Source organism: Fibrella aquatilis, from assembly GCF_017353255.1.
Taxonomy (GTDB): Bacteria; Bacteroidota; Bacteroidia; order Cytophagales; family Spirosomataceae; genus Fibrella; species Fibrella aquatilis.
In genome coordinates this window covers 16,965-41,033 of record NZ_JAFMYU010000031.1, presented here as the reverse complement: position 1 = coordinate 41,033, position 24,069 = coordinate 16,965, and the positions used below count along the sequence as shown (strand labels likewise).

At 55.5% G+C, this 24,069-nt stretch carries 23 protein-coding genes; 12 read left to right on the top strand and 11 right to left on the bottom strand.

The genetic code is table 11. The annotated features are described in order from the left end of the window. Positions 1-4: 4 nt before the first annotated feature. Entirely contained in the window at positions 5-2,092 is a 2,088-nt protein-coding gene (locus tag J2I48_RS25655) for a tetratricopeptide repeat protein (protein WP_207338386.1), read from the bottom strand. A 177-nt stretch (positions 2,093-2,269) separates the two neighbouring features. Between J2I48_RS25655 and J2I48_RS25650 the strand changes: the two genes are divergently transcribed. From J2I48_RS25650 to J2I48_RS25640, 3 genes are read left to right on the top strand one after another with little or no spacing between them, the layout of a single operon-like run. Further along, complete coding sequence (locus tag J2I48_RS25650; protein ID WP_207338385.1) at positions 2,270-2,707, top strand: hypothetical protein; 438 nt, start codon at positions 2,270-2,272, stop codon at positions 2,705-2,707. 31 nt (positions 2,708-2,738) lie between these two features. After that, positions 2,739-3,785: a hypothetical protein gene (locus J2I48_RS25645; protein WP_207338384.1), complete on the top strand. Its 1,047-nt coding sequence runs from the start codon at positions 2,739-2,741 to the stop codon at positions 3,783-3,785. Between the two features lie 7 nt (positions 3,786-3,792). Next, positions 3,793-5,025, top strand: a complete 1,233-nt coding sequence (locus J2I48_RS25640; RefSeq protein ID WP_207338383.1) for a T9SS type A sorting domain-containing protein — start codon at positions 3,793-3,795, stop codon at positions 5,023-5,025. Positions 5,026-5,086: 61 nt separating this feature from the next. On the opposite strand, the gene J2I48_RS25635 is transcribed toward J2I48_RS25640, so the two are convergent. Then, a complete protein-coding gene (locus J2I48_RS25635; protein ID WP_207338382.1) occupies positions 5,087-6,544 on the bottom strand; it encodes a Gfo/Idh/MocA family protein in 1,458 nt (485 codons plus the stop codon). A 122-nt stretch (positions 6,545-6,666) separates the two neighbouring features. Between J2I48_RS25635 and J2I48_RS25630 the strand changes: the two genes are divergently transcribed. Genes J2I48_RS25630 through J2I48_RS28520 form a run of 3 tightly spaced genes read left to right on the top strand, consistent with a single transcriptional unit; the run spans position 6,667 to position 10,541 of the window. Beyond that, positions 6,667-9,141 carry a DUF2339 domain-containing protein gene (locus J2I48_RS25630; RefSeq protein WP_207338381.1) on the top strand — a complete coding sequence of 825 codons (2,475 nt, stop codon included), beginning with the start codon at positions 6,667-6,669 and terminating at the stop codon, positions 9,139-9,141. Positions 9,142-9,190: 49 nt separating this feature from the next. Next, complete coding sequence (locus tag J2I48_RS25625) at positions 9,191-10,432, top strand: hypothetical protein (protein ID WP_207338380.1); 1,242 nt, start codon at positions 9,191-9,193, stop codon at positions 10,430-10,432. Then, positions 10,413-10,541 carry a hypothetical protein gene (locus J2I48_RS28520; protein ID WP_262899110.1) on the top strand — a complete coding sequence of 43 codons (129 nt, stop codon included), beginning with the start codon at positions 10,413-10,415 and terminating at the stop codon, positions 10,539-10,541. The genes J2I48_RS25625 and J2I48_RS28520 overlap by 20 nt, the downstream gene beginning before the upstream one ends. 99 nt (positions 10,542-10,640) lie before the next feature. Here J2I48_RS28520 and J2I48_RS25620 read toward each other — a convergent pair whose 3' ends face one another. Next, on the bottom strand, positions 10,641-11,411 hold the full coding sequence (locus J2I48_RS25620) for a class I SAM-dependent methyltransferase (protein WP_207338379.1): 771 nt from the start codon (positions 11,409-11,411) through the stop codon (positions 10,641-10,643). A gap of 100 nt (positions 11,412-11,511) precedes the next feature. On the opposite strand from J2I48_RS25620, the gene J2I48_RS25615 reads away from it, so the two are divergent. The 3 genes from J2I48_RS25615 to J2I48_RS25605 all read left to right on the top strand — a co-directional run bounded on the left by J2I48_RS25615 (position 11,512) and on the right by J2I48_RS25605 (position 15,413). Further along, complete coding sequence (locus J2I48_RS25615) at positions 11,512-11,949, top strand: acyl-CoA thioesterase (protein WP_207338378.1); 438 nt, start codon at positions 11,512-11,514, stop codon at positions 11,947-11,949. Positions 11,950-12,309: 360 nt separating this feature from the next. After that, complete coding sequence (locus J2I48_RS25610) at positions 12,310-13,437, top strand: zinc-dependent alcohol dehydrogenase family protein (RefSeq protein WP_207338377.1); 1,128 nt, start codon at positions 12,310-12,312, stop codon at positions 13,435-13,437. Positions 13,438-13,721: 284 nt separating this feature from the next. Further along, a complete protein-coding gene (locus J2I48_RS25605; protein ID WP_207338376.1) occupies positions 13,722-15,413 on the top strand; it encodes an AMP-binding protein in 1,692 nt (563 codons plus the stop codon). 91 nt (positions 15,414-15,504) lie between these two features. On the opposite strand, the gene J2I48_RS25600 is transcribed toward J2I48_RS25605, so the two are convergent. The 7 genes from J2I48_RS25600 to J2I48_RS25570 all read right to left on the bottom strand — a co-directional run bounded on the left by J2I48_RS25600 (position 15,505) and on the right by J2I48_RS25570 (position 19,799). Continuing rightward, positions 15,505-15,930, bottom strand: a complete 426-nt coding sequence (locus J2I48_RS25600; RefSeq protein WP_207338375.1) for a LytTR family DNA-binding domain-containing protein — start codon at positions 15,928-15,930, stop codon at positions 15,505-15,507. Positions 15,931-16,253: 323 nt separating this feature from the next. After that, on the bottom strand, positions 16,254-16,925 hold the full coding sequence (locus tag J2I48_RS25595) for an SCO family protein (protein ID WP_207338374.1): 672 nt from the start codon (positions 16,923-16,925) through the stop codon (positions 16,254-16,256). After that, on the bottom strand, positions 16,894-17,493 hold the full coding sequence (locus J2I48_RS25590) for a toxin-antitoxin system YwqK family antitoxin (protein WP_207338373.1): 600 nt from the start codon (positions 17,491-17,493) through the stop codon (positions 16,894-16,896). Before J2I48_RS25590 ends, J2I48_RS25595 begins: the two co-directional genes overlap by 32 nt. Beyond that, complete coding sequence (locus J2I48_RS25585; RefSeq protein WP_207338372.1) at positions 17,465-18,256, bottom strand: YHYH protein; 792 nt, start codon at positions 18,254-18,256, stop codon at positions 17,465-17,467. Before J2I48_RS25585 ends, J2I48_RS25590 begins: the two co-directional genes overlap by 29 nt. A 50-nt stretch (positions 18,257-18,306) precedes the next feature. Further along, positions 18,307-18,834 carry a Spy/CpxP family protein refolding chaperone gene (locus J2I48_RS25580; RefSeq protein WP_207338371.1) on the bottom strand — a complete coding sequence of 176 codons (528 nt, stop codon included), beginning with the start codon at positions 18,832-18,834 and terminating at the stop codon, positions 18,307-18,309. A gap of 2 nt (positions 18,835-18,836) precedes the next feature. Continuing rightward, positions 18,837-19,142: a hypothetical protein gene (locus J2I48_RS25575; protein WP_229376790.1), complete on the bottom strand. Its 306-nt coding sequence runs from the start codon at positions 19,140-19,142 to the stop codon at positions 18,837-18,839. A 57-nt stretch (positions 19,143-19,199) separates the two neighbouring features. Further along, the gene (locus tag J2I48_RS25570; protein WP_207338370.1) at positions 19,200-19,799 is read right to left on the bottom strand and encodes an RNA polymerase sigma factor; all 600 of its coding nucleotides are present in this window, start codon (positions 19,797-19,799) and stop codon (positions 19,200-19,202) included. A 57-nt stretch (positions 19,800-19,856) separates the two neighbouring features. Here J2I48_RS25570 and J2I48_RS25565 point away from each other — a divergent pair, with 57 nt between their 5' ends. From J2I48_RS25565 to J2I48_RS28515, 3 genes are all read left to right on the top strand, one after another. After that, positions 19,857-20,093, top strand: coding sequence for a hypothetical protein (locus tag J2I48_RS25565; protein WP_207338369.1), 237 nt, complete (start codon positions 19,857-19,859; stop codon positions 20,091-20,093). 211 nt (positions 20,094-20,304) lie between these two features. Beyond that, the gene (locus J2I48_RS25560) at positions 20,305-21,090 is read left to right on the top strand and encodes a hypothetical protein (RefSeq protein ID WP_207338368.1); all 786 of its coding nucleotides are present in this window, start codon (positions 20,305-20,307) and stop codon (positions 21,088-21,090) included. A gap of 164 nt (positions 21,091-21,254) precedes the next feature. Continuing rightward, the gene (locus J2I48_RS28515) at positions 21,255-21,389 is read left to right on the top strand and encodes a hypothetical protein (protein WP_262899109.1); all 135 of its coding nucleotides are present in this window, start codon (positions 21,255-21,257) and stop codon (positions 21,387-21,389) included. 200 nt (positions 21,390-21,589) lie between these two features. Here J2I48_RS28515 and J2I48_RS25555 read toward each other — a convergent pair whose 3' ends face one another. Beyond that, on the bottom strand, positions 21,590-24,019 hold the full coding sequence (locus J2I48_RS25555; RefSeq protein WP_207338367.1) for a TonB-dependent receptor domain-containing protein: 2,430 nt from the start codon (positions 24,017-24,019) through the stop codon (positions 21,590-21,592). Positions 24,020-24,069 lie beyond the last annotated feature (50 nt).

Here is a 24,069-nt window from a genome sequence, read left to right as displayed (position 1 = left end):
GGGGCTAAAAACTGAGTTCAAGGGGCAGTTTCACGGCCACCCGCGTTCCTGCGGGCAGGTCAGACAGCACTACGGCGGCGTTGGCCTGTTTGCGCTGGTTCAGCATGGCAATGCGGGCGTTGGTGATGGTCATGCCCAGCGATTTTGTGTCTGGTTGACCCGCCGCGTTTTCCGCCGTCCGGTGGCGACCAACGCCGTTGTCTTCCACGATGCACGTCAGCATGTCGCCCTCTTTGCAGATATGTACCAGGATATGACCCTGCTCCGGTTTATGCGCCAGCCCATGCCAGATGCTGTTTTCAACGAAGGGCTGAAGCAGTAGCGGCGGCACCAGCGTGTCGGCGGGGTCGATGTCGTCATCAACCAGAATCTGATAGGTAAACCCGTCGCGCAGTCGCATGGCTTCCAGTTGCATATAGAGGTTAAGCGCCAGAAGATCGTCGGCCAGGGGTATCTCTCTTTTCTCCGAGTTTTCAAGAATCAGCCGCATCAGTTTGGCGAATTTAGCCAGGTAATAGTCGGCGGTTTTGGTGTCGTTTCTACCGATAAAATCGCTGATCGAATTGAGCGAATTAAAGATGAAATGTGGGTTCATCTGCGCCCGGAGTGCCTTCATCTCCGTGCTGGCAATCTCGGCTTTTAGTTCGGCTTCGTTGCGCTGTTGCTCCGCCTCACGCCGGCGTTTGAACGACAAAAACCCACCGGCCCCGGCCAATAACACTAACGCACCACCACCCAAAGCGGCATTGCGCTGCGTCTGCTGCTGTTTGATCTCGGCAGTGTGTTGGGCGTTGAGAACGGCTTGCTTTTTCTCGAAGGTATGGCGGACTTCCTGCCGGGTGATTTCTGCCCGTTTTTCGTCATTCATCACGCTGTCGCGAAGCGTAACGCTGCGTTGGTAAGCCATTAAAGCGCGGGCATACTGTTTGTTCATCTTATAGGTCTGGCTGATCCGCTCCCAGGCATCAGCCTGTAAGTCGAGCGCACCGATTTCTCGCGCCAGTTGTAACTCGCGCCGTTGGTAAGCAACCACCTGTTCGTACCGTTGGGCGGGCGAAATACCCTGCTGTCGCAACAAGTTGTCAGGGGCCTTAGCATACCAGTCGCCCAGGTAATCCAGTACAATTGATTCATTAGTCCTATCACCTAATTGCCTGAATAACGGTAACCCCTGCTGCAAATAAGGCAGTGCCTGGGCATATCGACCCTGGTCGTGATGCACGATACCGATATTGACGAGGTTGGAGGCAATACCCCGTTTGTTACCAATAGATTGGTTGATAGCCAGTGCCCGCGCATAATACGTAAGCGCTTTGTCCGGTTTTTCCTGAAAATCATACACAGTGGCTATGTTACCCAGCACGTTGGCAAGATGAGATCGGTTGTCTCCCTGTTCCAGCAGCTTCAGGGCCTTTGTGTGGTAGTCCAGTGCCTTGGCATAGTTTGCCATCCGCTTGTAGAGTAGCCCGATATTACCCAACGCCGTTGCCGTGCCCTCCCGGTCGCCGATCTGTTCTCTGATCGTCAGTACGGCCAAATAGCTTTCCAGTGCTTTCGGGTACTGGGTCGTATACATATAGTTAACTGCCAGGCTATTAAGCGCGCTACTCAAACGGTTCTGGTCGTTTACCTGCCGAAATATGTCCGCAGCCTGTTGGTGATAGTTTATTGCTTCGAGGTAGTTGGACTTATTGAAATAGAGTATCCCTATGTTGTGCAGGGATGCGGCAATATTCTGTCGGGATCCCATCTGTCGGTAGATGGTTAACGCCTCCTTATCCAGGATCAGGGCCAAACTGTCTTCGCCCTTTGACGAGTAATTAAGTCCTTTCTGAAGGTATGCCGTTGCCAGTTTAGTTTTATCGTTCAGTTTTTTGGCCAGCAGAATGGCCCGGTCTGCCATCGTTACTCCTTTACCAGGATCAATACCGCTATAGTCGAATGCGATGTCGATAAGCAGCGCAAGTTTGACCGTGTCATCCTGCGGGTGCTTCCCCAAAGCAATCAGCAGCGAATCTAATTCCCATTGTTGGGCATAGGCCGTTCCACAACAAAGCAAAATGGCCACCAAAAAGCTATATATATGTTTCATGGTGCATAGGATAAGAAGCTAATTCTATCAAAACTATAGGAAAACGGACTGACAATCAACGGATTATGCGTCAATCTCTTTAGCGGTTATCACCCGGTTTCTGGCAGATAATAAGTGATGTCCAGCGGTTAATCAATTGGGATTGACGGTGCCTAGCGCATCCGCTACGTTTAGGGCATGAAAACGCAACTGCTGCCTCTGCTACTGGCTGTGATGCTAACCGCAACGGCCTGCCAAAAGGCCGAACCCGCGCCCCTCGCCGACCGGATAAAGAAGGTCTGGACGGTGCAGAGTGCCACCGAAAACGGTACGCTGGTCTTCTTGAAAGGGGCTACCAGCAACGTCAGGAATTATGGCAGCTACCGACTCGACCTGAGCAAGCCGCCCACCGTAACGCTGACCGAAGTTGACGGCAACACCTTCACCGGACAATATACCCTGCAAAACGATAATCGGCTGATTTTAAGCGGCCTGACGCCGCAACCTACAGGATCGGGCGGGCGGTTGGAATATGTGCTCGGTGCCGTCTCCGACAATTCGATGGATCTATCACAGGCATCTGCGAACCTAAAAACGGGCAATACCCTGAACACTTACAAGCTGGCTACGCCGTAGCTGATGACCACACCATTAACCAACTTTTACTATGAAAACGATCTACTTTTTCCTGCTGACCGCGCTGGTGGGTACGTTTGCCACCCAACAAGCCGAAGCCAAAATTTGGCGGGTCAATAACAGGGGATTCTCGGCCACGTTCACTACCCTGCAAGCCGCCAACAACTCAAACCTAGTGGTGCCCGGCGACACGATTCATCTGGAAGGTTCGCCAGATTTATACGCGGGTGCTGTACTGAATAAACGACTGATTGTTATTGGACCGGGTTATTTTTTAGATGAAAATCCGGCTACGTCCACTACTGTGTTAGCGGCCATTATCGCTGGCTTTGATCTGAATAAAGGGTCGGAAGGATCACAATTAATTGGTTTGCACGTAGGGAAAAATTCGGCGGGCATCAGCATAAACACGAGCAACATTTTGATCAAACGATGCCGGATTGATTATGAGATTGGCGTGACGTATGGTATCTCGGACATCCGTATTGTCCAGAATTTTTTTGCTGGCTCAAACACCAGCAGTTTATTGCAAGCCAACAGTGCCAGCTTTCCAGCCAATGTGATTTTCAATAATAATATCTGCCAAAAAACACTCATCCTTCAGGATGGCTACACGATGCTGGAGTGCCGCAACAACGTATTCGACTGTCCTGCTATCGCTGGTAAGCCTTCTATCAAAATGAACGTGGGGTCGTTTCAGAACAACATTCTGAAGAACCCCAATGCCAACGTCAGCATCAACGGCGGCTCTAACCTCAACGTGTCCTACAACATTGGGGGTTCGCCCAACCAATTCGGCACAGCTAATAATAACATTGTCGTCACTGATTTTACTACGCTGTTTGTTGACCCCGCCACCAATACTACCGACGGCGATTATCAGCTTAAACCCAACTCGCCCGGCAGCAACAACGGCTCGGACGGGGCCGACCGGGGGGCGTTTGGGGGTTTATCCGTAACCAGCCGATATACGCTGTCGGGGGTGGCACCCATTCCGGTCATTTACGAAATAAGCTCGTCGGGGGTGGCTGGGCCAAACGGGATGAACGTCAGCATCAAAGCAAGAACCATCAAATAGCCCGTCTATGAAAACGGTTCTCGCAACAGCCTGTATGCTGTGTTTATCCCTGTTTGCTGCCGCGCAGACGGTGGTGCAGCTTGAGTACTTTTTAGACACCGACGCCGGTTTCGGGAAAAACACGCTCGTGGCCGTGACACCTTCGCCCGACGGTCCTTTTTCGTTTACGCTCGACGTGTCGGCGGCCTCAGCCGGGTATCACATCCTGTATATGCGCACCAGAGACAGCAACGGGTCGTGGAGCCACACAACCATGCGGAATGTGGAGGTGGTCAAAAACAACGGTGCAGCCAGCCTAACTTCGGCAGACTATTTCTTTGACACGGACCCCGGCGTTGGTAAGGCAACATCGACCACGCTGACCACGCGGGCCGACGGGTCGCTGGCGTTTGTTATTCCGAAAGACAAAACAACGCCCGGCAGTCACACGCTCTACCTGCGGGCGCAGGACAACAACCGCAACTGGTCGCTGACGCAACTGAAGGTCACGACGATCATCAACTGCACCCCACCCGATCAACCGACGACACTGGCCAGTCAGACTATTTGCAGTGGTAACACCCTGACATACAGTGTATCAGCTGTGCCGCTGGCAACGGGTTACCGCTGGACTGTACCTACTGACTGGACCGTTGTGAGCGGGCAGGGAACAGCCATCATTGCGTTGCGCCCCCCGTCGGTAACGACGGTGTCGGCCTTCAGCACGCTGGCTGTTGCCGCCTACAATGCCTGCGATACGGGGCAGGCAAGGCTGTTTTCGGCCACCATAAATCCGCTGCCCGTTCGTCCCGTCATCACTGTCAGTGGCGACGCCACTAGCCTGCTGTCGAACGTGGCTACCGGCAATCAATGGCTGCTAAATGGCGTACTGTTGCCGGGAGCAACGGGACAGGCGCAGCCGCTGGTAGCCGCAGGAACATACACTGTGCAGGTGGTTCAGAGCGGGTGTACCAGCCCCCCGTCTGCCGGATATCAGTACGTCATCACGGCCACGGAAGAGTCGCCTGGTTCAGAAGTGACGGTGTTTCCCAATCCGGCAACAACATTCATTACTGTGGTCAGTCCTGGCAACTACCCAACCCAGATTCATGTGTATTCCATAACGGGGCAACTGATGATGGTTAGCGAGCTGGCTTCTGGGAGGCAACAGATTGACGTACAGCGCTTTCCAGCTGGCATCTACTTGCTTCAGATTAGCCAAGACACAAAAGTGACGCGCAAACTGGTGCTGAAACAGTAAGGTGCCTAATTGGTTGTAGCACAGGCTGCTCGCCCCGGATTGAAGCCTGCGCTACAACCAATTAGGCGCGTTTCTTTTTGCTTTTCGTACCACCTGCCACGGCGGCACTCTGCCCTTTTTTGGTCATCGTGACGGGGTCCCACTCCACTACTTTCTGGTCGAAATAGCTTTCGTTGCAGGCTAGTACGGGCGCGGCGGCGCGGAAGCCGAACACGGGGTCTTCGATGGTGCCCTGACTGCCCAGCCGCACGTTTTTGAAGAAGTCGGTGAAGTGGGCCGTGTGGGCGTCTTCGTTCTTGGGGGCGTCGAAACGGACTTCTTTGACGGGTTCGGCGGTGCGGGTTTCCTGCGGATACTGCGCATCGTACTGCTCCTTAAACTGCTGCTTTACGGGTTCGGTAAAGGTGAAATAGCTGTCGTAGCCGCCGTAGCCGGGGGCGGCGGGGAGCTTCTTTTTGGTCAGGATGAGGTTGTCTTCCGAAAACTCGATCTGCCCTTCGTTGCCAATGATGCGCGTCACGTTGCTGATCTTGCCCGCGTTGGCGAAGTTCACCCGCAGCACCATCTGAAACGCCTCATGTTCAGGTGTTTTGGGGTAGTCCATCACGCTCGTCATTACGTCGGGCACGTCGCGGCCATCTTTCCAATAGGCCAGATTCCCCGATGAGAAAATGCGCGTTGGCCCCAGCGAATTGGTCACGAAATGCACGCCCGTGATGAGGTGCACGAACAGATCGCCCGCCACGCCGGTGCCGTAGTCTTTATAGTTGCGCCACCGGAAAAACCGCTTGGCGTCAAACGGCCGTTTGGGCGCATCGCCCAGGAACCTGTCCCAGTCCAGCGTGGTGAGCGAGGCATCAGGGGGCACCGAGTAGTTCCAGGCTCCGATGGCGTTGAACCGGTCGTTGTTCGACTCGATGTAGTTGATCTGCCCGATGTCGCCCGCCTGCACCATGCGCTTGGCCTCCTGAAACGAGGCGCTGCTGATGCGCTGACTGCCTACCTGCATGGTCTTGCCCGATTTCTTCCAGGCCTCAATCACGGGTTTGCCTTCGTTGATGTGCTGCACCATCGGCTTTTCGCAGTAGACGTGCTTACCGGCTTTCAGGGCTTCGATGGTGATGTGGTCGTGCCAGTGGTCGGGCACCACCACCAGCACCGCATCAACGTCGGGGCGGGTCAGGATTTCGCGGAAATCGCGGGTGGCGAACAGTTCCTTGTCTTTGCCGAATGCCGTTTTGGCGTGTTCCAGCCGACCGTCGTAGAGGTCTGCCACGGCCACCAGCTCTACGTCGGGGCTGCGGAGGGCGGCCATGGTGTCGTAGTTGCCCTGAATGCCCATGCCGATGGTGGCAATCCGGATTTTGTCGTTGGGGCTGTTGCCCACCAGATTGGGTATGTAGGCGGGTGCCCCCACCAGGCTGGGCGTGTTGCCCAAAACGGTGTGAATGCCCCCCGTTGTGGCCAGGGCCGTGGCGGTGGAGAGGGTCTTGATAAATGCCCTGCGAGAAGGTGTCATGGCGGTTTGTGGTTTCGGGAAAAAGCGGAACGTATGGGTGAATTACCCGCTGCTAAACATTGGGTTGCGCATGTGCATGAAATAGTCATCTTTGCTTTGTTGCTACCCCTCCTCTCACCACCATGGAAAGTCTCTACATCCTCATTCTGATTGGGCTGTTCCTGTTTATTCATCAGAAATTTGCCGCGCTGAAAATTCTTATCGAGCAGCAGCACCACGACCTATGGCAGTTGCGGAATGACTTGATTATTACTAGAAAGACACCTGACAAAGCCCCGCCCGCCGTGCAGACACCACCTTCGGCAGTGCCCTACGTCAGCGAATACACGCCGCCCAAGCCAGTGCCCCTGCCCGCCGCCGTGCCACCGCCCGTGAGGCCCGCACCGCCCATACCTGTATCTGAACCGGAGCCGGTGATGGCCATTTCCACGCCAGAAACGCCCCTTTTGCCTAAGGCCGACTTGCCTACCAACGTACCGCCCGGGCCGCCGCCGGTGGCCCCGCCGCCCGTAGCCGTGGAAGAAGGACCGGGCTGGTTTGCGCGGTTTCTGGCCGAAAACCCCGACATGGAGAAGTTCATCGGCGAGAACCTCATCAACAAAATCGGCATTGCCATTCTGGTGGCGGGCATCGGTTATTTCGTGCGCTACGCCATTGCCCAGGAATGGATCGGCGAAATAGGCCGGGTGCTCATTGGTGTGTTGGCGGGTGGTGGTCTGCTGGCCGTGGCGCACCGCCTCCGCAACCGGTTTGCCGCCTTTAGTTCGGTGCTGGTGGCGGGTGGTTTGTCGGTACTCTATTTCACCATCGCCATTGCCTTCTCCGACTACAAGATCTTGAGTCAGACGGCGGCCTTTGCCCTTATGGTGGTCATCACGGGCTTTGCCGTGGCCTTGTCTATAGCCTACAACCGCGTAGAACTGGCCGTGATGTCGCTTATCGGGGGTTTTGCTACGCCGTTTATGGTCAGCAGCGGGCAGGGCAATTACGTGGTACTGCTCACGTATATCCTCATCCTCGACGGGGGCATGCTGGTGCTGTCGGCATTCAAAAAATGGCCCCTGGTGCACTGGGTGGCCTATGGCTTCACGATTTTGCTCTTTGGTGCGTGGCTTGCCGCCGAGGTGCTGGGCAGTGCCACCAACCCGCCCTATGTGGGGGCATTGGTGTTCGCCAGCCTGTTCTACGCCGTGTTCGTCATTCGCAACCTCTTCGACCGTCTCCGTTCCGAATCGACGTTTACGGCAGTAGATATCGCCCTGTTTCTGAGTAATACGGCCCTGTTCTACGCGGCGGGCATGGCCATTCTGGCCCACATCGACAAGGGGGCGTATCAGGGGTTGTTTACGCTGGTGCTGGGGGTAATCAATTTCGGGTATGCCGCCCTGCTGTTCCGCCGCTCGGCCGATACTACGCTGCTGTATTTGCTCATCGGGCTGGTCATTACGTTCGTCAGCCTGACCATTCCGGTGCAGCTGGAGGGCAACTATATCACCATGTTCTGGGCGCTGGAGGCCGTGCTGCTGCTCTGGCTCAGTCAGCGGTCGGGCCTGCGGGTGCCCGCCACGGGGTCGGTTGTAGTGCTGGTGCTCATGGCCATTAGCTTGCTGATGGATTGGGGCAAGCTATACGGCGATTCGGCCACGGTACTACCCATTTTGCTTAACAAAGCATTTGTCACGGGCCTGCTGGCGGTGGCGGGGCTGGCGGGTACGTATGCGCTACTACGAAAGCAGGACAAACCCATTTCGTTTTGGGTGGGCGAACTGGCCGTGGCACCCTACCGCATGTTTATTGGCTACGCCACGGTGGCTACGGCCTACCTCGTTGGCCTGCTCGAACTGCGTTACCAGCTGGTGGCGGCTTATGGACTAGGGCCAAACACCATGCTGATTTTGGCGACGTACAATCTGCTGGTAGCCCTACTGGTGCTGGCCGCGGTGCAGCGGTATGCCTCCCTGCCGCGCCTGTGGGCTGCCGCCGTGCTGGGGGTGCTGACGTTGTGCTACTATATGCTTGGCGTTGCCCCCGTTGTGCCCAACCTGGTGTATGACTATTATGTCGGCACCGAGCCAACCCGCGTGGGCTTTGTCTTCCAGTACGTCAATTTGCTGGCGGTGGCGGGCATCCTGTATTGCCTCTTCCGAACCAAGCCGCAGCTAACGCCCACCGCCCCCATGCTCGAAACCGTCTGGCCCTGGTTTCTGGTATTCACTGTCGTTTTTAGCCTCAGTTGGGTGCTGTGTGCCAACGTGTTAGCGGTTCATTTTGCCGGAACTCCAGTGGCACATACCCCCGCGCAACAGGGGGTATTTATGGCCAACTACAACGCGCTGATCCGTCAGATCATTAAGGTAGGTTTGCCCATTTTGTGGGGTGTTTGTGCTTTTGCGTTCATGTACGTAGGCCTGGTTCGGCACAATCGCAACTACCGCGTTCTCTCTCTCGGCCTGTTTGCCTTAACCCTGCTAAAGCTGTTTTTCTACGACATCCGGGGCATCTCGGAAGGGGGCCGTATCCTGGCGTTTATCTCGCTAGGGGCCATTCTGCTCATCATCTCATTTATGTACCAACGAATCAAGAAACTAGTATTATGACCCCACCCCACCGCTGCGGCGGTCCGCCGCAGCGGTGGGGTACTCCCCTATGAAAACGATCTTCTTTCTCCTCCTGCTTTCCACCCCCGTTTTTGCGCAGTCGTTTACTTATAAAGTGGACGTGAAACCGGGGGTTTCATCTGGCTATCAGCGTATTATGTTATCGCCGGATGTGCTTGGGCGGCTCAACGATCAGTTGGGCGACATGAGGTTGTATGACCGTCGGCAGCGTGAGGTGCCTTACCTGCTGGTGCAACAAACGGGCGGCGAGGGTATGTCGTTTGCGCCGTTTACGGTGGTGAACAAAACAAGTCGGGGTGGGGTGGGGACGTTGCTGCTGAAACGACCTGATGGGCGGCCCATTCGGAGCATGAGCGTGGTGCTGAAAAATGCCGCCGTGCAGAAATCGGCCGCGCTGAGCGGTAGTCCCGATGGTGTCGCCTGGTATGCGCTTACCAACAACCTGACGCTAGGCGGCCACAGCAGCGACACCAGCATAGAGCATACCGAAACGATCTCGTTTCCGCTCACCGACTACCCCTACCTCCGGCTTCAACTGGCCGACTCCACCTCGGCACCACTCAACATCATTCGGGTGGGTAGCTACGCGCAAAGGCCTTCTGTATCAGCGCAGTACACGCCAGTTGACGGCCTGCGGTTCATCCAGCGCGACAGTAGTGATCACCACACGTACCTGTTCATCGACCGGCCCACACCCGCCCGCATTGATAGGCTCCGTATTCGGGTAAGCAGCCCCGCGCTCTTCCGGCGACGGGCCGAATTTGGGCAGGTGTTCACGCAGACCATTACCCGCAAACGGGGGCAGAAACGGGTGGAGCATTCCTTTGAGTCAGCCGTGGGTTTCACGCTCAGCTCAACCGGCGATACTACGCTGCAACTGCCGGGCGTATTGACCGAAAAACTCTGTATCCGCATCGCCAACGCCAATGATCCACCCCTGCAAATCGGCACCATCCGGGCCGATTTGCTTAGTACCTATATTGTAGCTAACCTCTTGGCCGACAGTATATATACGCTTCAGTTTGGCAGTAAAACTGCCGCCCCGCCGACGTATGATCTGGCCTATTTCAAGGATAAACTTCCTGCCAATTTGCCTGTAGCTGCGGTTGGTCCAGTCACAGACAGCAGTACACCTAACCCCGCCAAGAAGCCGAAACTATCTGCCTACGCACTCTGGGCGGGCATTACGGTTGTGCTCCTGTTGCTGGTCTACATGAGCTACCAGATGCTGGGGAATATTGGGCGGCGCAATGAGGGGCAGGCAGGGTAATCCGGGTTCAGCCTGCCAAAACCCCAGCCTCACCTACATGGCCCTCACCGCCCTCACCGCCCGCGCCGCCGACTATGCGGTTAAGGCGATGCGAAGAAGAGAAATATAATATAGTGGTGAGTGCTGAACGGTAAGTGGTGAGTTCACTGCCGCTAGAGCAAATACGTGGGCGGCAGCAAACTCACCACTTACCGTTCAGCACTCACCACTATAGTTTCACCCCCGTATAAAAAAAGTCCAGACTCCCCGCCGGGTCTTGGCTGACGAAGTAGTCCGTAACGTCGATTTGGGCGGCGAGGCTGTCCTGGTTGAGGAGGCGGTTACGGTTCATGCGGTTCATGAGGTCGTAGGGCAGTTGCAGCAGGCGGCGGGGCAGGCGGTGTTGCAGATCCAGAAAGTCCCAGCGGGTGAATTTGGCCACCGACGCTTTGTTCTGGGCGTAGTAGGTCATCACCTTTTCGTTGCCGTGCACGCCCTGCGTCTCCACCGTCGGGAAATACTTACCCATCAGGTTTTTGAGTTCGTCGGCCACGTATTCGCGCACGTGCCAGGGGTTGCGACTGAGCGAAAACGTCTTGTTGACGGTGGTCAGCAGCAGCTTACCGCCCGGTTTCAGCACCCGGTAGCACTCCTTCACAAACAGGTCATCGTCTTCGATGTGCTCGATTACCTGAAACGTCACGATATAGTCGAACGTATTGTCGGGCAGGGTGCTCAGGGGCGGAATATTAGCCTGGATGAATTTGGCGGTGGGGTAGGCTTTGCCGAGGGCGCTGATGAGGTCGGCGTTTTTGTCGATACCCGTGTAATGGTCGGCGGCTTCGGTGAGTAGGTGCAGCCCCCGACCCCAGCCGCAGCCAATTTCGAGCACATTGCCCCCCACCCGTTTGGCCGCTTCGGTATACGGAAACAGCAGCCGCTGATGAACGGGATTGTCCGACGCAATGTCGGCGGAGGTGATCTCGGTGGTCTTATACATACCACAAAATTACGACGATTTGGGTTTTGTATGGATTAACCGACGGGTAAACGACCGGTTGAACTACGTTTCATGCTCGTTTCCCTGTCACGCCATTTCCATGCGCACCCCGCCCAGAGACCGAAGCAACTACCGCTACTTCCTGCCCATCACCACCCGCTGGATGGACAACGACGTGTATGGCCATGTAAATAATGTGGTCTATTACAGCTGGTTCGACACTGTGGTCAACCAGTTTCTGGTCGAAAACGGCGCGCTCGATCCGCAAACGAGTGATGTAATCGGCTTGGTCATCGACACCCAATGCACGTACCTGGCGTCGGTCAGCTTTCCCGACAAGGTGGTGGCGGCGCTGGCGGTCCGCAAACTGGGTACGTCGAGTGTGCACTATGAGGTGGGTATTTTCAAAAACGACGAGATTACAGCCTCCGCGCAGGGTCAGTTTGTCCACGTCTACGTAAACCGCCAAACCCGCCGACCCGTCCCTATCCCGGATTCGTTCAGAATGCTGCTGGGACGTATTTTGATAGAGGAGTGATTTATTTATGCCTCTTGCTCGACTGATGGTAAAGGCTTGAAGGGATTTGCTTCGGCTGCTTTTGCTTTGGCTGATGGTGAAGGATTGATAGGATTTAAGGGATTTCTTGCCGTGGCGTACAGGTGGATTTGAACACTGATTTATGGCCCGCTAAAGCGGTCTTTACAGACGCGGTACGCGGCTAAAAGATCCTACTAATCCTCTTTATGCCGCAGCAAGAAATCCCTTAAATCCTATCAATCCTTCACCATCAGCCAAAGCAAAAGCAGCCGAAGCAAATCCCTTCAAGCCTTTACCATCAGCCGAGCAAGAGGTAATGTATGTATTTGTTAATCAGCCTATTACTACGTTCACTTATCCATGAAAACAAAAGCAGCGGTGCTCCGCCAGATGGGCCTCTCGCGACCCTACACTCAAAGCCAACCTCTGCACATCGAAACGCTCGACCTGCAACCACCGGGCCGCGACGAGATCCTGGTGAAAGTCCACGCAGCGGGCCTGTGCCACTCTGACCTGTCGGTGATTGAGGGCAACCGACCCCGGCCCTTACCCATGGCGCTGGGGCACGAGGCGGCGGGCGAAATCGTGGAATGCGGCCCCGGCGTGCAGGGCCTGGCCGTGGGCGACCACGTCGTTTTTTCGTTTGTACCCACCTGCGGGTATTGCCCTCCCTGCATCGCGGGTCGCCCGGCGCTGTGCGAACCGGGGGCTGCTGCCAATACGCTGGGTACGTTGCTGGGTGGCCATAAGCGGCTGACAGACAAGAATGTACAGTCTGTTTTTCATCATCTGGGCGTGTCGGGTTTTGCCGAATATGTGGTGGCGTCGCGGCATTCGGTGGTGAAAATAGACCAGAGTCTGCCCTTTACAGTGGCGGCCCTGTTTGGCTGCGCCGTGGTCACGGGCGTGGGGGCGGTGGTCAACACGGCGCAGGTGCGGCTGGGGCAGTCGGTGCTGGTGACGGGGCTGGGTGGGGTCGGTTTCGCGGCGTTGCTGGGGGCGCTGGCTAGTGGAGCAGGTCAGGTAATTGTGGCCGACATCAGCCCCGATAAACGGCAACGCGCGCTGGCTCTGGGTGCCCACGCCGTCATCGATCCCGCCGACCCGACAGCTGTGGAGCAGGTAAAGGAACTCACACGGGGTGGCGTAGACGTGGGGCTGGAGTTTGCAGGTGTGGTGGAAGCGCTGGAGTTCACCTTCAACGCCACGGCGCGGGGTGGCAAAACCGTGACGGGCGGCTTGCCCCACCCCGACAAACGCATGGCCCTGTCGCCGCTGAAACTCGTGGCCGAAGAGCGCACCTTGCAGGGGTCCTACCTGGGCAGCTGCATCCCCGCCCGCGACATTCCGGCTTACATTGCCCTCTACCAGTCTGGTCGCCTGCCCGTCGATGCCCTCCTGACCCACACCCTCCCCCTCGACCAAATCAACACCGGCTTCGACCGCCTGGCCACCGCCGAGGCCATCCGGCAGGTTATTACGTTGTAGTCAAGTTGGCGGGTTAGTGTACAATACAACCATTCGAAATCACTTTCGCGGGTGGCCAATGGTGAGCACTTTACTGGTGCTACCCTACTTCTAAGCCATATTTAACCTGTGTGGGCAAACCTTTCTGGCTTAAATCGTATTTTTGCTGGATAACGTACACTGATTTACGATGTACGATTGACGAGCGGTCCGCCGCCGCGGTTACGATTCATTGCTGATGCTAGGGTTTTCTCTGTCCGCACCGGCGGACCGCTCGTCAATCGTACGTCGTAAATTCCTTCTACATGGAATCACCGACCCAAACCCGTCCCTGGACCAAGTTCTACCCTAAGGGAGTACCTACCGAAATAAATCCGGATGCCTTTCCGTCGCTGGCAGCACTGATCGAAGACGGCTGCCGTCGGTTTGCTAACCGTCCGGCTTATGCCTGTCTGGGTAAAACCATCACCTTCGCCGAAGTTGACGAGCAGTCGAAGCGGTTTGCGTCGTTTCTACAGAACGACCTCGGTATGCAACCCGGCGACCGGATTGTGCTTCAGATGCCCAACTTGCTGCAATACCCCATTGCCATGTTTGGGGCCTTGCGGGCGGGTATGGTGGTGGTAAACACCAACCCGCTTTATACGCCGCGCGAGATGCAGCATCAGTTTAAGGATTCGGGGGCCACGGCCATCGTGATCCTGGCCAACTTCGCGCACAACCTCGAAAAGATCATCGCCCAAACCGACATTAAGCACGTAATCGTGACCGAACTCGGCGACCGGCTGGGGTTCCCCAAAAAGCAGATCGTAAATGCGGTGGTGAAGTATGTGAAGAAGCTGATTCCTGCTTACAGCCTGTTTGGCACGGTTTCGTTCAACGACGCCCTGAGCCGGGGAGGCCGCCAGCCGATGAAGCCCGTGACGATCAAAAACACCGACCTGGCCTTTGTGCAATATACGGGTGGCACTACGGGGGTCTCGAAGGGAGCCGCGCTCACGCACCGCAATATTCTGGCCAACGTAGAAGGGCAGGACGTCTGGATGGCCCCGTCGGGGGTGCCGGCTGGTGAGGGTATCATTGTGGCTGCGCTGCCGCTGTATCACGTCTATGCCCTGACAACCAACGCCATGGCGGCACTGAAGAGCGGGGCGATGAACCTGCTTATCACCAACCCCCGCGACCTCGACGCGTTTATCAATGATCTGAAGAAATTTAAGATTACGGCCTTCACGGGCCTCAACACGCTCTATAATGGCTTGCTGAACCACCCGCGCATCAACGAAGTGGACTGGAGCCACCTGAAAGTGACCTCGGCGGGGGGTATGGCGCTGCAAACGAGCGTAGCCGACCGCTGGCAAAAAATGACCGGCAACATCCCCGCCGAAGGCTACGGCCTCTCGGAAACATCGCCCGTACTGTGTTCAAACCCCGTTGATGGCACCTCCCGCGTGGGAACCATCGGCGTTCCCTGGCCCAGCACCGACATGAAATGTGTGCTCGACGACGGTACCGAAGCGCCGCTGGGACAACCCGGCGAAATCTGGGCGCGTGGTCCGCAGGTGTTTGGCGGTTACTACAACCGCCCCGACGAAACCGCCAAAGTGATGGAAGGCGACTGGTTCAAAACCGGCGATATCGGTGTGGAAGATGCCGATGGCTTTTTCAAGATCGTGGACCGCAAGAAAGACATGATCCTGGTGTCGGGCTTCAACGTGTATCCCAACGAGATCGAAGAGGTAGTGTCGCAATGCCCTGGTGTGTTGGAAGTAGCCTGCGTTGGCATCCCCAACGAAAAATCGGGTGAGACGGTAAAGGTGTTTGTGGTGAAAAAAGACCCCGCCCTTACCGAAGATCAGGTACGTGATTTCTGCAAAGAAAACCTGACGGCCTATAAAGTGCCCAAGCTGGTCGAGTTCCGCGCCGAACTCCCCAAATCAAACGTCGGCAAAATCCTTCGCAAACCCCTACGGGATGAAGCAATGACGAAGAAATAAATTAACGGTAAGTGCTGAGTGCTAAACGGTGAGTTTGCTGCCGCGTTCTCTTGCGGCAGCAAACTCACCGTTTAGCACTCAGCACTTACCGTTAATTTGCCAGTTCCTGCACCTTCTGCTGGAAGCCTTCAACCTGGCGGAAGAAGACGCTGGCTTTGCGCCGCGACACGTCGATACGGTCGCCATTGGCTAGTTGAACCGACAGTTGGTGGCGGCTGGGGTGCAGGTCTTCCAGGTAAAGCATGTTGACGATGTTTTTCTTGTGGGGCCGCGCAAACACCGCCGCCGACAGGCGACTTTGCATGGTCTTCAGCGTGAGCGACACCACCAGGCGCGTCCCGTCGGCAAAGTGGAAAATGGTGTAGTTTCCTTCTCCTTCCAGCCGCACAATTTTGTGCATGGGCATGGCCTTCCGGTAGCCCCAGAAAGGCAGCGTCAGGTCCGACATATCGAAGAAGCGGGTGAGGTCTTCCGGTGCTAGTCCAGCACAGGGAAGCGCAAAGGCATTTGTAGCCATGATAAATGGAGAAGTATGGATGTGGATGGATAGATTACTGCCCGCAAGTTGCCGCATAATCAGATGGCAGTCAATACCATGATTGCGGTATATTGTCAATTATAAAAATTTAATAACACACTGACATACAAGTGATTACTATATCATATGAGTACTTTTGGCAGCGTGTGACACGCGCTATTGACTGCTCATTTTACTATGTTGACAAGCACCGATGGCGAGACGCTTGAGCGGGATGGTTGGCAACTGATAACAGAGTAGCTACCAGACGGGTGAGAGCCAATCTAGCGTAGACCCGTCAGTTGTGCCTGGTAAGCCTTCCGCTAATTGCTCTCTAGCAACGCCCGGATGTCTACGATGAGGTGGTCGATTTCCTGGGGTTGGGTGCCGTTGTAGATGCCGCGAATACGGCGGGTGGGGTCGACCAGCACCAGGTGTTCGGTGTGCAGAAACTCGGTCGAATCGCGGGTGAAGCCGATGGCCTCTTCGGCAAAATAAGACTGCCGCGCCAACGTATATATAGCCCCCCGGTTGCCCGTGAGCAAGTGCCACTGCGCGTCATTCACCCCCTTTGCGTGGGCGTACTGACGCAGGCGGGGCACCGAATCGAGCCAGGGCGTAACGCTAAATGACAGCAATACCACCCGTGGTTCATGCCGAAACGTATCCTGCACCATGCGCAACAGGCTGGTCATTTTGGGGCATACGGTGGGGCAGCTTGTAAAGAAGAAATTGGCCACGTGCACCTTGCCCGCCAGGGTCTGCCGCGTTACCACGGCATTGGTCTGGTCGCGGAAACTGAATTCATTAATTCGGTGGGTAATAACCTGATCTACAGTAGATTCTGTGGGCCACAGGGGCGTAAAATCAGGAGTATTGTAGTAGGGTACGAGCGTGGCTTTTTGCTCTGTTTTCTGTTGCTGTTGGCAGGCCAGCAGACCCGCCAGCAGCAGTACCGCCAGGCTAGTAAAGCGCCGCGATAGAATCCCTGACATTGACGCAGTGTTTAACCCCCGTGAATCCATAGTTTCGACCCTGTCGGGCTTCGTAGTTGGCTTTTAAGCGACCGTTGGCAAACCACGCCCGTTGCGCACCCTGCTCATGACCGGCCTCGTAGTGACCCTCCCGCGCCAGCTGCCCATTGGCATACCATTCCAGCAGCGGCCCGTCATACACATCCTGTCGGAAGCTATACCGATAAGCCCGCCGGCCTGACTCATACCAGCCGAGTTGCTCGCCCTCCTGCCACCCGTTTTGGTACTGCCTGCTTTCGCGGAGGCGACCGTTGGCATACCAGTGGCGGTGGATGCCTTCGGCGCGGCCCGCCACGTAGCCTCCCACAAAGGCGGAGTCGCCAGTGGGGTGGAGGGTGTACTGCCAGCCACTAAAGAGGGTATCGGTCAGCCAGAGCCGCCCGTCGAACCGGTGCCAGCCGGGTTGTGTGGAGGACACCCATCGCGCCGAAACGGACAAGGACGGCCCCGACTGCTGGCAACCCAGCCCAACTACCAGCAGCCCCCCGCTCAGGAGCCACTTACTGCGTAACCGTGCCCACTTTGCCATAAAATCCGGTGCCGCTGATGTATGGGTCTTCGGCCGTAATGTGGTAATGGTAGATGCCGCCGGGGTAGTCGGTGGTAGCGGTCGTGTGGCCGTGGTACTTGTCTAAGTCGCTGTTGGTGATGGTCTTACCGTTTTCCTGGGGGCCATAAACCGGAAAGCCGTCGAGCAGAAAACCGAGTAGCGCTTCTTTGCCTTTGGTCTTGGTCAGGTAGGTTGGTTCAACGTGGTAATGGTACTGCCCCTGCTGCTGCGGGTGGCCACCGTACTGATCGAAACCGTTGGCCTCGTTGGCCAGCGGCGCGCCCATGGCCGCGTACTGATTGAAAAACGGCACCCCGTTGATGGCCACGCCCGTAGCTCCGCCCGGTGTGGCCGTATGGGCCGGGTCGACCACCGGATTTAGCGGAATCTTGAACGTCAAGCTCCGTTCGCTGATGGTGTTCGGATTAACCCCAAACTTGGGGTTGGTGCCATTATATGCTTCGTAAAGCCCTGATTCCCAGGCAGTGCCTTTGTAGTAGGGACTTTTGTGGTCGGGTAGTCCTTTGGCCTTAATCACCACATTACTGCCCTCCAGATAGACTTCGGTGGCTCCGTAGATGCGTTTATACACGTCGGGCACACCCGTGCCCACGGTGACAGTGGTGCTGCCGCCACCGGTTGGGGTAACGGGATCGGTGGTTTTCTGGCAGGCCACAAAAGAAAGCAGGGCAACTGCCATGGTCAGGGCGGTCAGGGTAATAAGCAACAGGGTCTTTTTCATTATCGTATGCTGGTTGATCTGTCACCTTAGACGTTGCCTGGACATGACTCCTACGGGCGGGGTGCAAAATTTTCGTCCGGCTGTTGGCCGGGGCGCTCATGGCCAGGCGGATTACCGCGCGACGTGTGGTTGAACAACTGGGCGAGGTCGGCCACGAGGCGGGTAAAATCGGCCTGCTGATCGGGACGGCAGAGGGCTTTGATCTGCCGGAAATGGGCGAAGTTGACCCCGGCAATAAGGCGCTGATTTTGGGCTATCTGCTGGCTGAATGCCGCCGCCCGGGCGGTGTCGGGTGGAGTCTGGGCCAGAAGGCCATAGTAAGCGCCGTAGAGCCGGGCGGCCTCGCGGTTTAGGGGTCGCAGTGCCTGTTGGTGCTGGTCGATGAGCAGGCGGTATTGCTGGCGCTGCGACTCGCTGAAATGCAGGCGCTGGTTAATCAGCTCGGCGGGGCCATTCGGGCGGCCCACGCCACTACCAGGAGGTGGACCAGCTGGTTGCAGTAGCCAACGTCCAACCGTTAAGAAGTTGATAATCAGCAGAAAAACAACGGCTACGGTGAGTAATTTAGTGCGCTCCATAGCTAATAGGGCTGGTTGCTGGGGAAGAGTTGCAGGGAGGTGACCACGGCGTCGAGGCTGGCGGGGTCAGCCTGATCAGCGCCCGACGGCTGGCCCATAGCACGCCAGTTGAGCAGCACCAGCGCCGAAAACGCCGCTGCTACCAGCCAGACCATCGGCCGTGACACTACCACCGGCGTGGCCGTAGCCACCAGGCGATGCCGAATTTTTGCGTACAGAAATGGACCCGGTTCGGCCCGTTGCATACCGGTCAGGCTGCCCAGTATGTGGTTGATCCGTTGCTCTTTTTCTGGTTCCATGAGGTCCATGAGGTTGGTTGGTCTGGTTGTTAGACGTTAGCTATGAGGCATTCCTACGGCTGAATGTTAAGATCCAATGTCCGAGATCCAACGTCCGGCTACTTTCTTCAGGTTCTCGGTGGCTCGCGTGAGCAGCGATTCCACAGCCCCGACGCTCACGCCCAGCACGTTGGCGGTGTCGATGTTGCTGAGTCCTTCTACCCGCGCCAGAATGTAGGCCGTTTTTTGCTTGTCCGACAGTTTGTCGATAGCCCGGAACAGGAGGGCGGCGTTTTCCTGCTGGTCGAGGGCGATGCCGGGGTGAAAAAAATCGGGAGGGTCGTGCAGCAGCGCCCCGCTGTTGGGGTCGAAGAGGCTGGTGAGAAAGGCAAACCGTTTTTGGCGTTTCCGATGCCTGAGCCAGTCCAACGATTTGCGCACCGTGATCTGATACAGCCAGGTAGTCACGCCCGCCTCGCCCCGAAACGCCCCCGCCGACCGAAACACCTCGACGTACACATCCTGCGTGATCTCTTCGGCATCTTCACGACTGCGCACGTAGCTCAGCGCGGTGTTGAACACGCGGCTTTTGGTATGCTCATACAACGCCCGAAACGCGGCCTCTTCACCCCGCCCAATGGCAGTGAGCAGCAACAGCAGGTTGGCGGGGTCATCGGCGCGGGACATAGTGGTAGGCAGCAGCCTAGAATCTGCTTTGCATAAAGTGCTAACCTTTTTTAAGTAATGATTTTAGTTGACAACATGGCGGGAATTTCTGTCATTTTATATCTTTTCTACGCCTTCGTAGCGGTAGTGGTGGCTATCTGTATTGCTTGCTTCGTCGCTTTCCGACGGTCTGATTACTACAAGCATCAATTCCAAGATGAGCATCCATTGGTAAAGATGTTCGTCATCCTGTTTGGTGGTGCATTGGCAATCGGTGTTCCCTGTTTGCTGGTATATGGCTGTTCATCTCTTTGATTATGATTATAAATGGGCTTTTCGGTTTTGTGGATGACATCAGTCCGGCGACAATGCAGTACACAATTATTGTTTATAGAATACTAATTATATAGTTTAAATTGGATAATAAATAAAACAAATAATACACAGAAGATTGCATGTTCATATACGATATAGTATACTTGACACAGTTTCAAACATAACCATTTACTAAACTTAAGTCATCTATATGAAATCAGCATTACTTGGTATTGCGTTGTTTTTCAAACGGCCAAACATAATTAACAGGCTTATTCTAGGTGGTGGTGCTGCTATGTTAGCTTGGTTATGGTTCATTCCTGATTTAACCTACAACCTTACGCTAAAAAATCCGCCTAAGATGACCATCGATCAGGTTGTTAAAACGCCTACCGATCAGCTACCCAGATACATTGTGCTAACCGACGCTATGATGTCGCGTAGTGAGCAATCAAGCGATGCCCTGTTTGCTCAGAGCGCTATACAGGCGTTAAGCCCGCAGGCAAAAGAAGCCTTACGTGGTAAATTGAAGGTGTTGAGTTATGGCTACGTGATGGAGCAGTCGGTGAAGAAAAACGACACGACCATGTCGGCTATATATTACCCAGTTTATCCGAAAACAGACAGTAAGGAAAATACAATACATTCGGCTAGTGGGCTTACGGCCAACATTGTTATTAAGGATAGCAAGGCTACTGAAGCGCAACTGAAAGATGATGTATATTTTAAAGATTCAACATTCACTTTTTCGGGCGAATTCGATGGGCAACTGGTGACTGGTGAACTGAAGCGATTACTTGATGAAAGTGGGTATCAAGTTAGTAACAAGGCGGTTGTGCTACAGAAGGGTAATACGCCTATTGCTTTGGGGGCATCTATTTTTCTAACCGTTGCAGCTTTGTTCGTCGCGTTTTTCGTTTTGTTGAGCTTTGTGCCAACGAATATGCTGTACAGGTGGCTTGGGTTCGAACCAGAAATTGTCCGGGTTGAAGTATGATACTTGTCTGGCGTGGTTACGGTTTTTGGGTGCCCCTGCTGTTCGTTGTCGGCTTTGTTGGTATGGGGCTACTTGAATTGAGCGATGACATAGGTATTGGCCTGATTGCTGCCGGGTATGTATGCTTAGCCTACGTGGGTTACAAGCTAAATAAACAACCGCCTGTGCGTTACCGAAACGTAAAAACAGGCGAGGAATGGGAGGAGAAAGAAAAGCACGATTTTTTCTGGATACCCATGCAGTATTGGTCGGCGTTAATAGCGGGTATGCTGCTCTACGCCAAATTATTAGGACACTGACTAAATAGCTCAACGGCCTTCTGGAACGGCTCCGAACGGCTTAACTAGGAACCGTTTTAGAAGGACGTTGAGTTGAACCTGTTACTCATTTCACGTTGCCAGGGCTGATCAGATGTATTACATGACCGAAGCAGAAATTATGAAATACCACATTTGAAAAGAATAGAGGCAGTTAACCTTGTCGGTCAGAAACTAACCCGCTACCGTCCGCCTTTGGTGTCGTCGTTTTTGATTTTGCGGCTTTCCTTGCTGTCGCTGCTTTTGCCGAACCGGTAGGTGAAGGTGAGCTGAACGTTACGCTGCCTCATTACCGACCAAGTTTGGGTGCTGAACGTGGGGGCAAACTGCTGGCTGCTTTGGTAAAAATTGGCCATAAACGGGTTGTTCAGGGCCAGGGTAAGGTCGGCTTTTTTGGCCATCAGCTCTTTTTTCGTGGCAAACGAATACCAGGTGTAGCTGCCGTAGTTGCCCTGCAAGCCAATCCAGGCCGAGGTGTAGGTAGCATAGGCCTGAAGCGTCCAGTCGTGGGGGAGTTTGTAAGAGGCGTTGCCATTCAGCGACCAGGTCAGGCCCGCATTGCGCTGGTTCAGGGCCGTGCTCACCAGGTTTACGTAGGTAAGGTCGAGGCCACTGCTGATGCTGAACGCCTTGCTGGGTTGCAGGTTCAGGCTGGTATTCAGGCCATAACTCGCGTTGCGGCCAATGTTTTCGGGGCGGGTGAGGGCCACGCCGTTGGGGTCAACGGTTTGCAGAAATTCAATGCTGTTGTTGGTTTGCCGCCAGTAGGCCGCTGCGTTAAGCGACATGCCTTTGTCGTTGTAGGTGCTGTAGGCTAGTTCGGTGGCGTGGGTGAGTTCGGGAGCCAGGTAGGGGTTGCCCGTTTGCAGGTTTTGGGCGTCGCTGGCGTTTAGGTAGGGGTTCAGGTACCAGATCTGCGGCCGCGAAATGCGCTGGGTATAGCTCAGTTTGTAGGTGTGTTTGCCCCTCGTTTTGGCTACTGTCAGGCTGGGTATAAGGTTACCATACTGGTTGGTGAACGTGGCCCGGTCGGTTACGAAATCGCCCGTGATGCCCGTGTGTTCGTAGCGCAGGCCGCCCGTCAGGCTCCATTTTCGTTTCGACTCCATCCGCAGCGACGCATAGGCCCCCGCTACCTGTTGTGCATACGTAAACACGCTCGACCGGGCGGGGTCGAACTGGTAATCAATGGTGTTGCCAGTGGGTGACTGATCGACGGTGAATTCACTGCCAATGTTGCGCAGGATGGCTTTTGCGCCTAGTTCCAGCTTGTAGGTCAGGGTGTCGCGGTGGCCTTTGTGGGTAAACGGGTAGGCGTAATCGGTCTGGATGGTGTACTCATTGTTGCGGCTCAGGTTGGTACTGCGCTCCAGGTAGCTGGGCTGTTCGCCGCCGCTGTTGGTCTGGATGGCGGTGTAATAATAATTGTCGGGCATGTGGCTGTACTGGGTCAGGACCGAAAACTCCTGTCCGGGTTTCTTGCCGGTTCTGGTCCAACCCAGATTGAATTCGCCGTTGCCGTAGGGGTTTTTGAACTGCACGTTGCGGGTGTAGTCCTGCACCACGGCTTTGCCTACGGTAAGCTGATTGAGCAAGGTGACATTCTGCGGATACACCCCACCCCAGACGTTGGCCGACAAAGTAATGCGGTTGCTCGAATCGGGGTCGTAGTCGAGGGCCAGGTCGCCGTAGCCGCCCCGGCCCGTGTTGTCGCTCTGGTTGCGCTGGAAGAGCACGCTCAGTGGTTGTCCGGTGGCGGGATCAAGGGCGGTGCGGGTGGTTTCGTTGGTGTAGATCATGCGGTGCTCATTCCCGTTGCCCGACACCGACAAACTCAGTTTCTGCCCTTTCACCGCCAGATTACCCCCCACCGACGAATTTAGATTTCCCGCCGACACGTTGACCGAACCGTTGACGCCCTTCACATTTTTCTTGGTGATAATGTTAATCACCCCCGCCGACCCTTCGGCGTCGTATTTGGCGCCGGGGCTGGTGATCACTTCCACGGCTTTGATGGTGTTGGCGGGCATCTGCTTCAGGGCATCGGCCAGGTTGCGGGCCATAATGCTCGACGGCTTGCCATTTACCAGCACTTTGATGTTGCTGCTGCCGCGCATTGTCAGGTTGCCCGTCAGGTCTACCGTCAGCATGGGTACTTTGCGCATCAAGTCTACGGCGGTACCACCCGCATTGCTGATGTCCTGTTCGGCGTTGTACACCAGCCTGTCGCCCTTGTCTTCCACCATCGGTTTCACGGCCGTCACGGTCACTTCGGCCAGCGTACTCGTACCGGGCGTGAGGGTCAGCGTACCCAGATCGAGGGTGGGTTTGTCGGCCGAGAGCACCAGCGCGGCCACGGTTTTGGTCTTGTAGCCCACAAACGAGACGGTTAGTTTGTAGGTGCCAAACGCCAGTTTTTCCAGGTTAAACTGCCCCTGATCGGTGGTGGCCGCACCTGTGATTAGCTGGCCATCGGCGCCGAAAAGAGCCACTGTAGCGTAGGGAATGGTTTTTTTGCTTGTCGAATCGGCCAAGGTACCGACAATGCGCCCCGTTTGGCTAAAGGCCGGGAGAGCAAGAAATAGAAGCAGCGTTGCGTAAAGTACATGCATAACCAGTGTGCGTATCGGGCGATTGCTGCACAAAGGTGGCGGCACGTTGC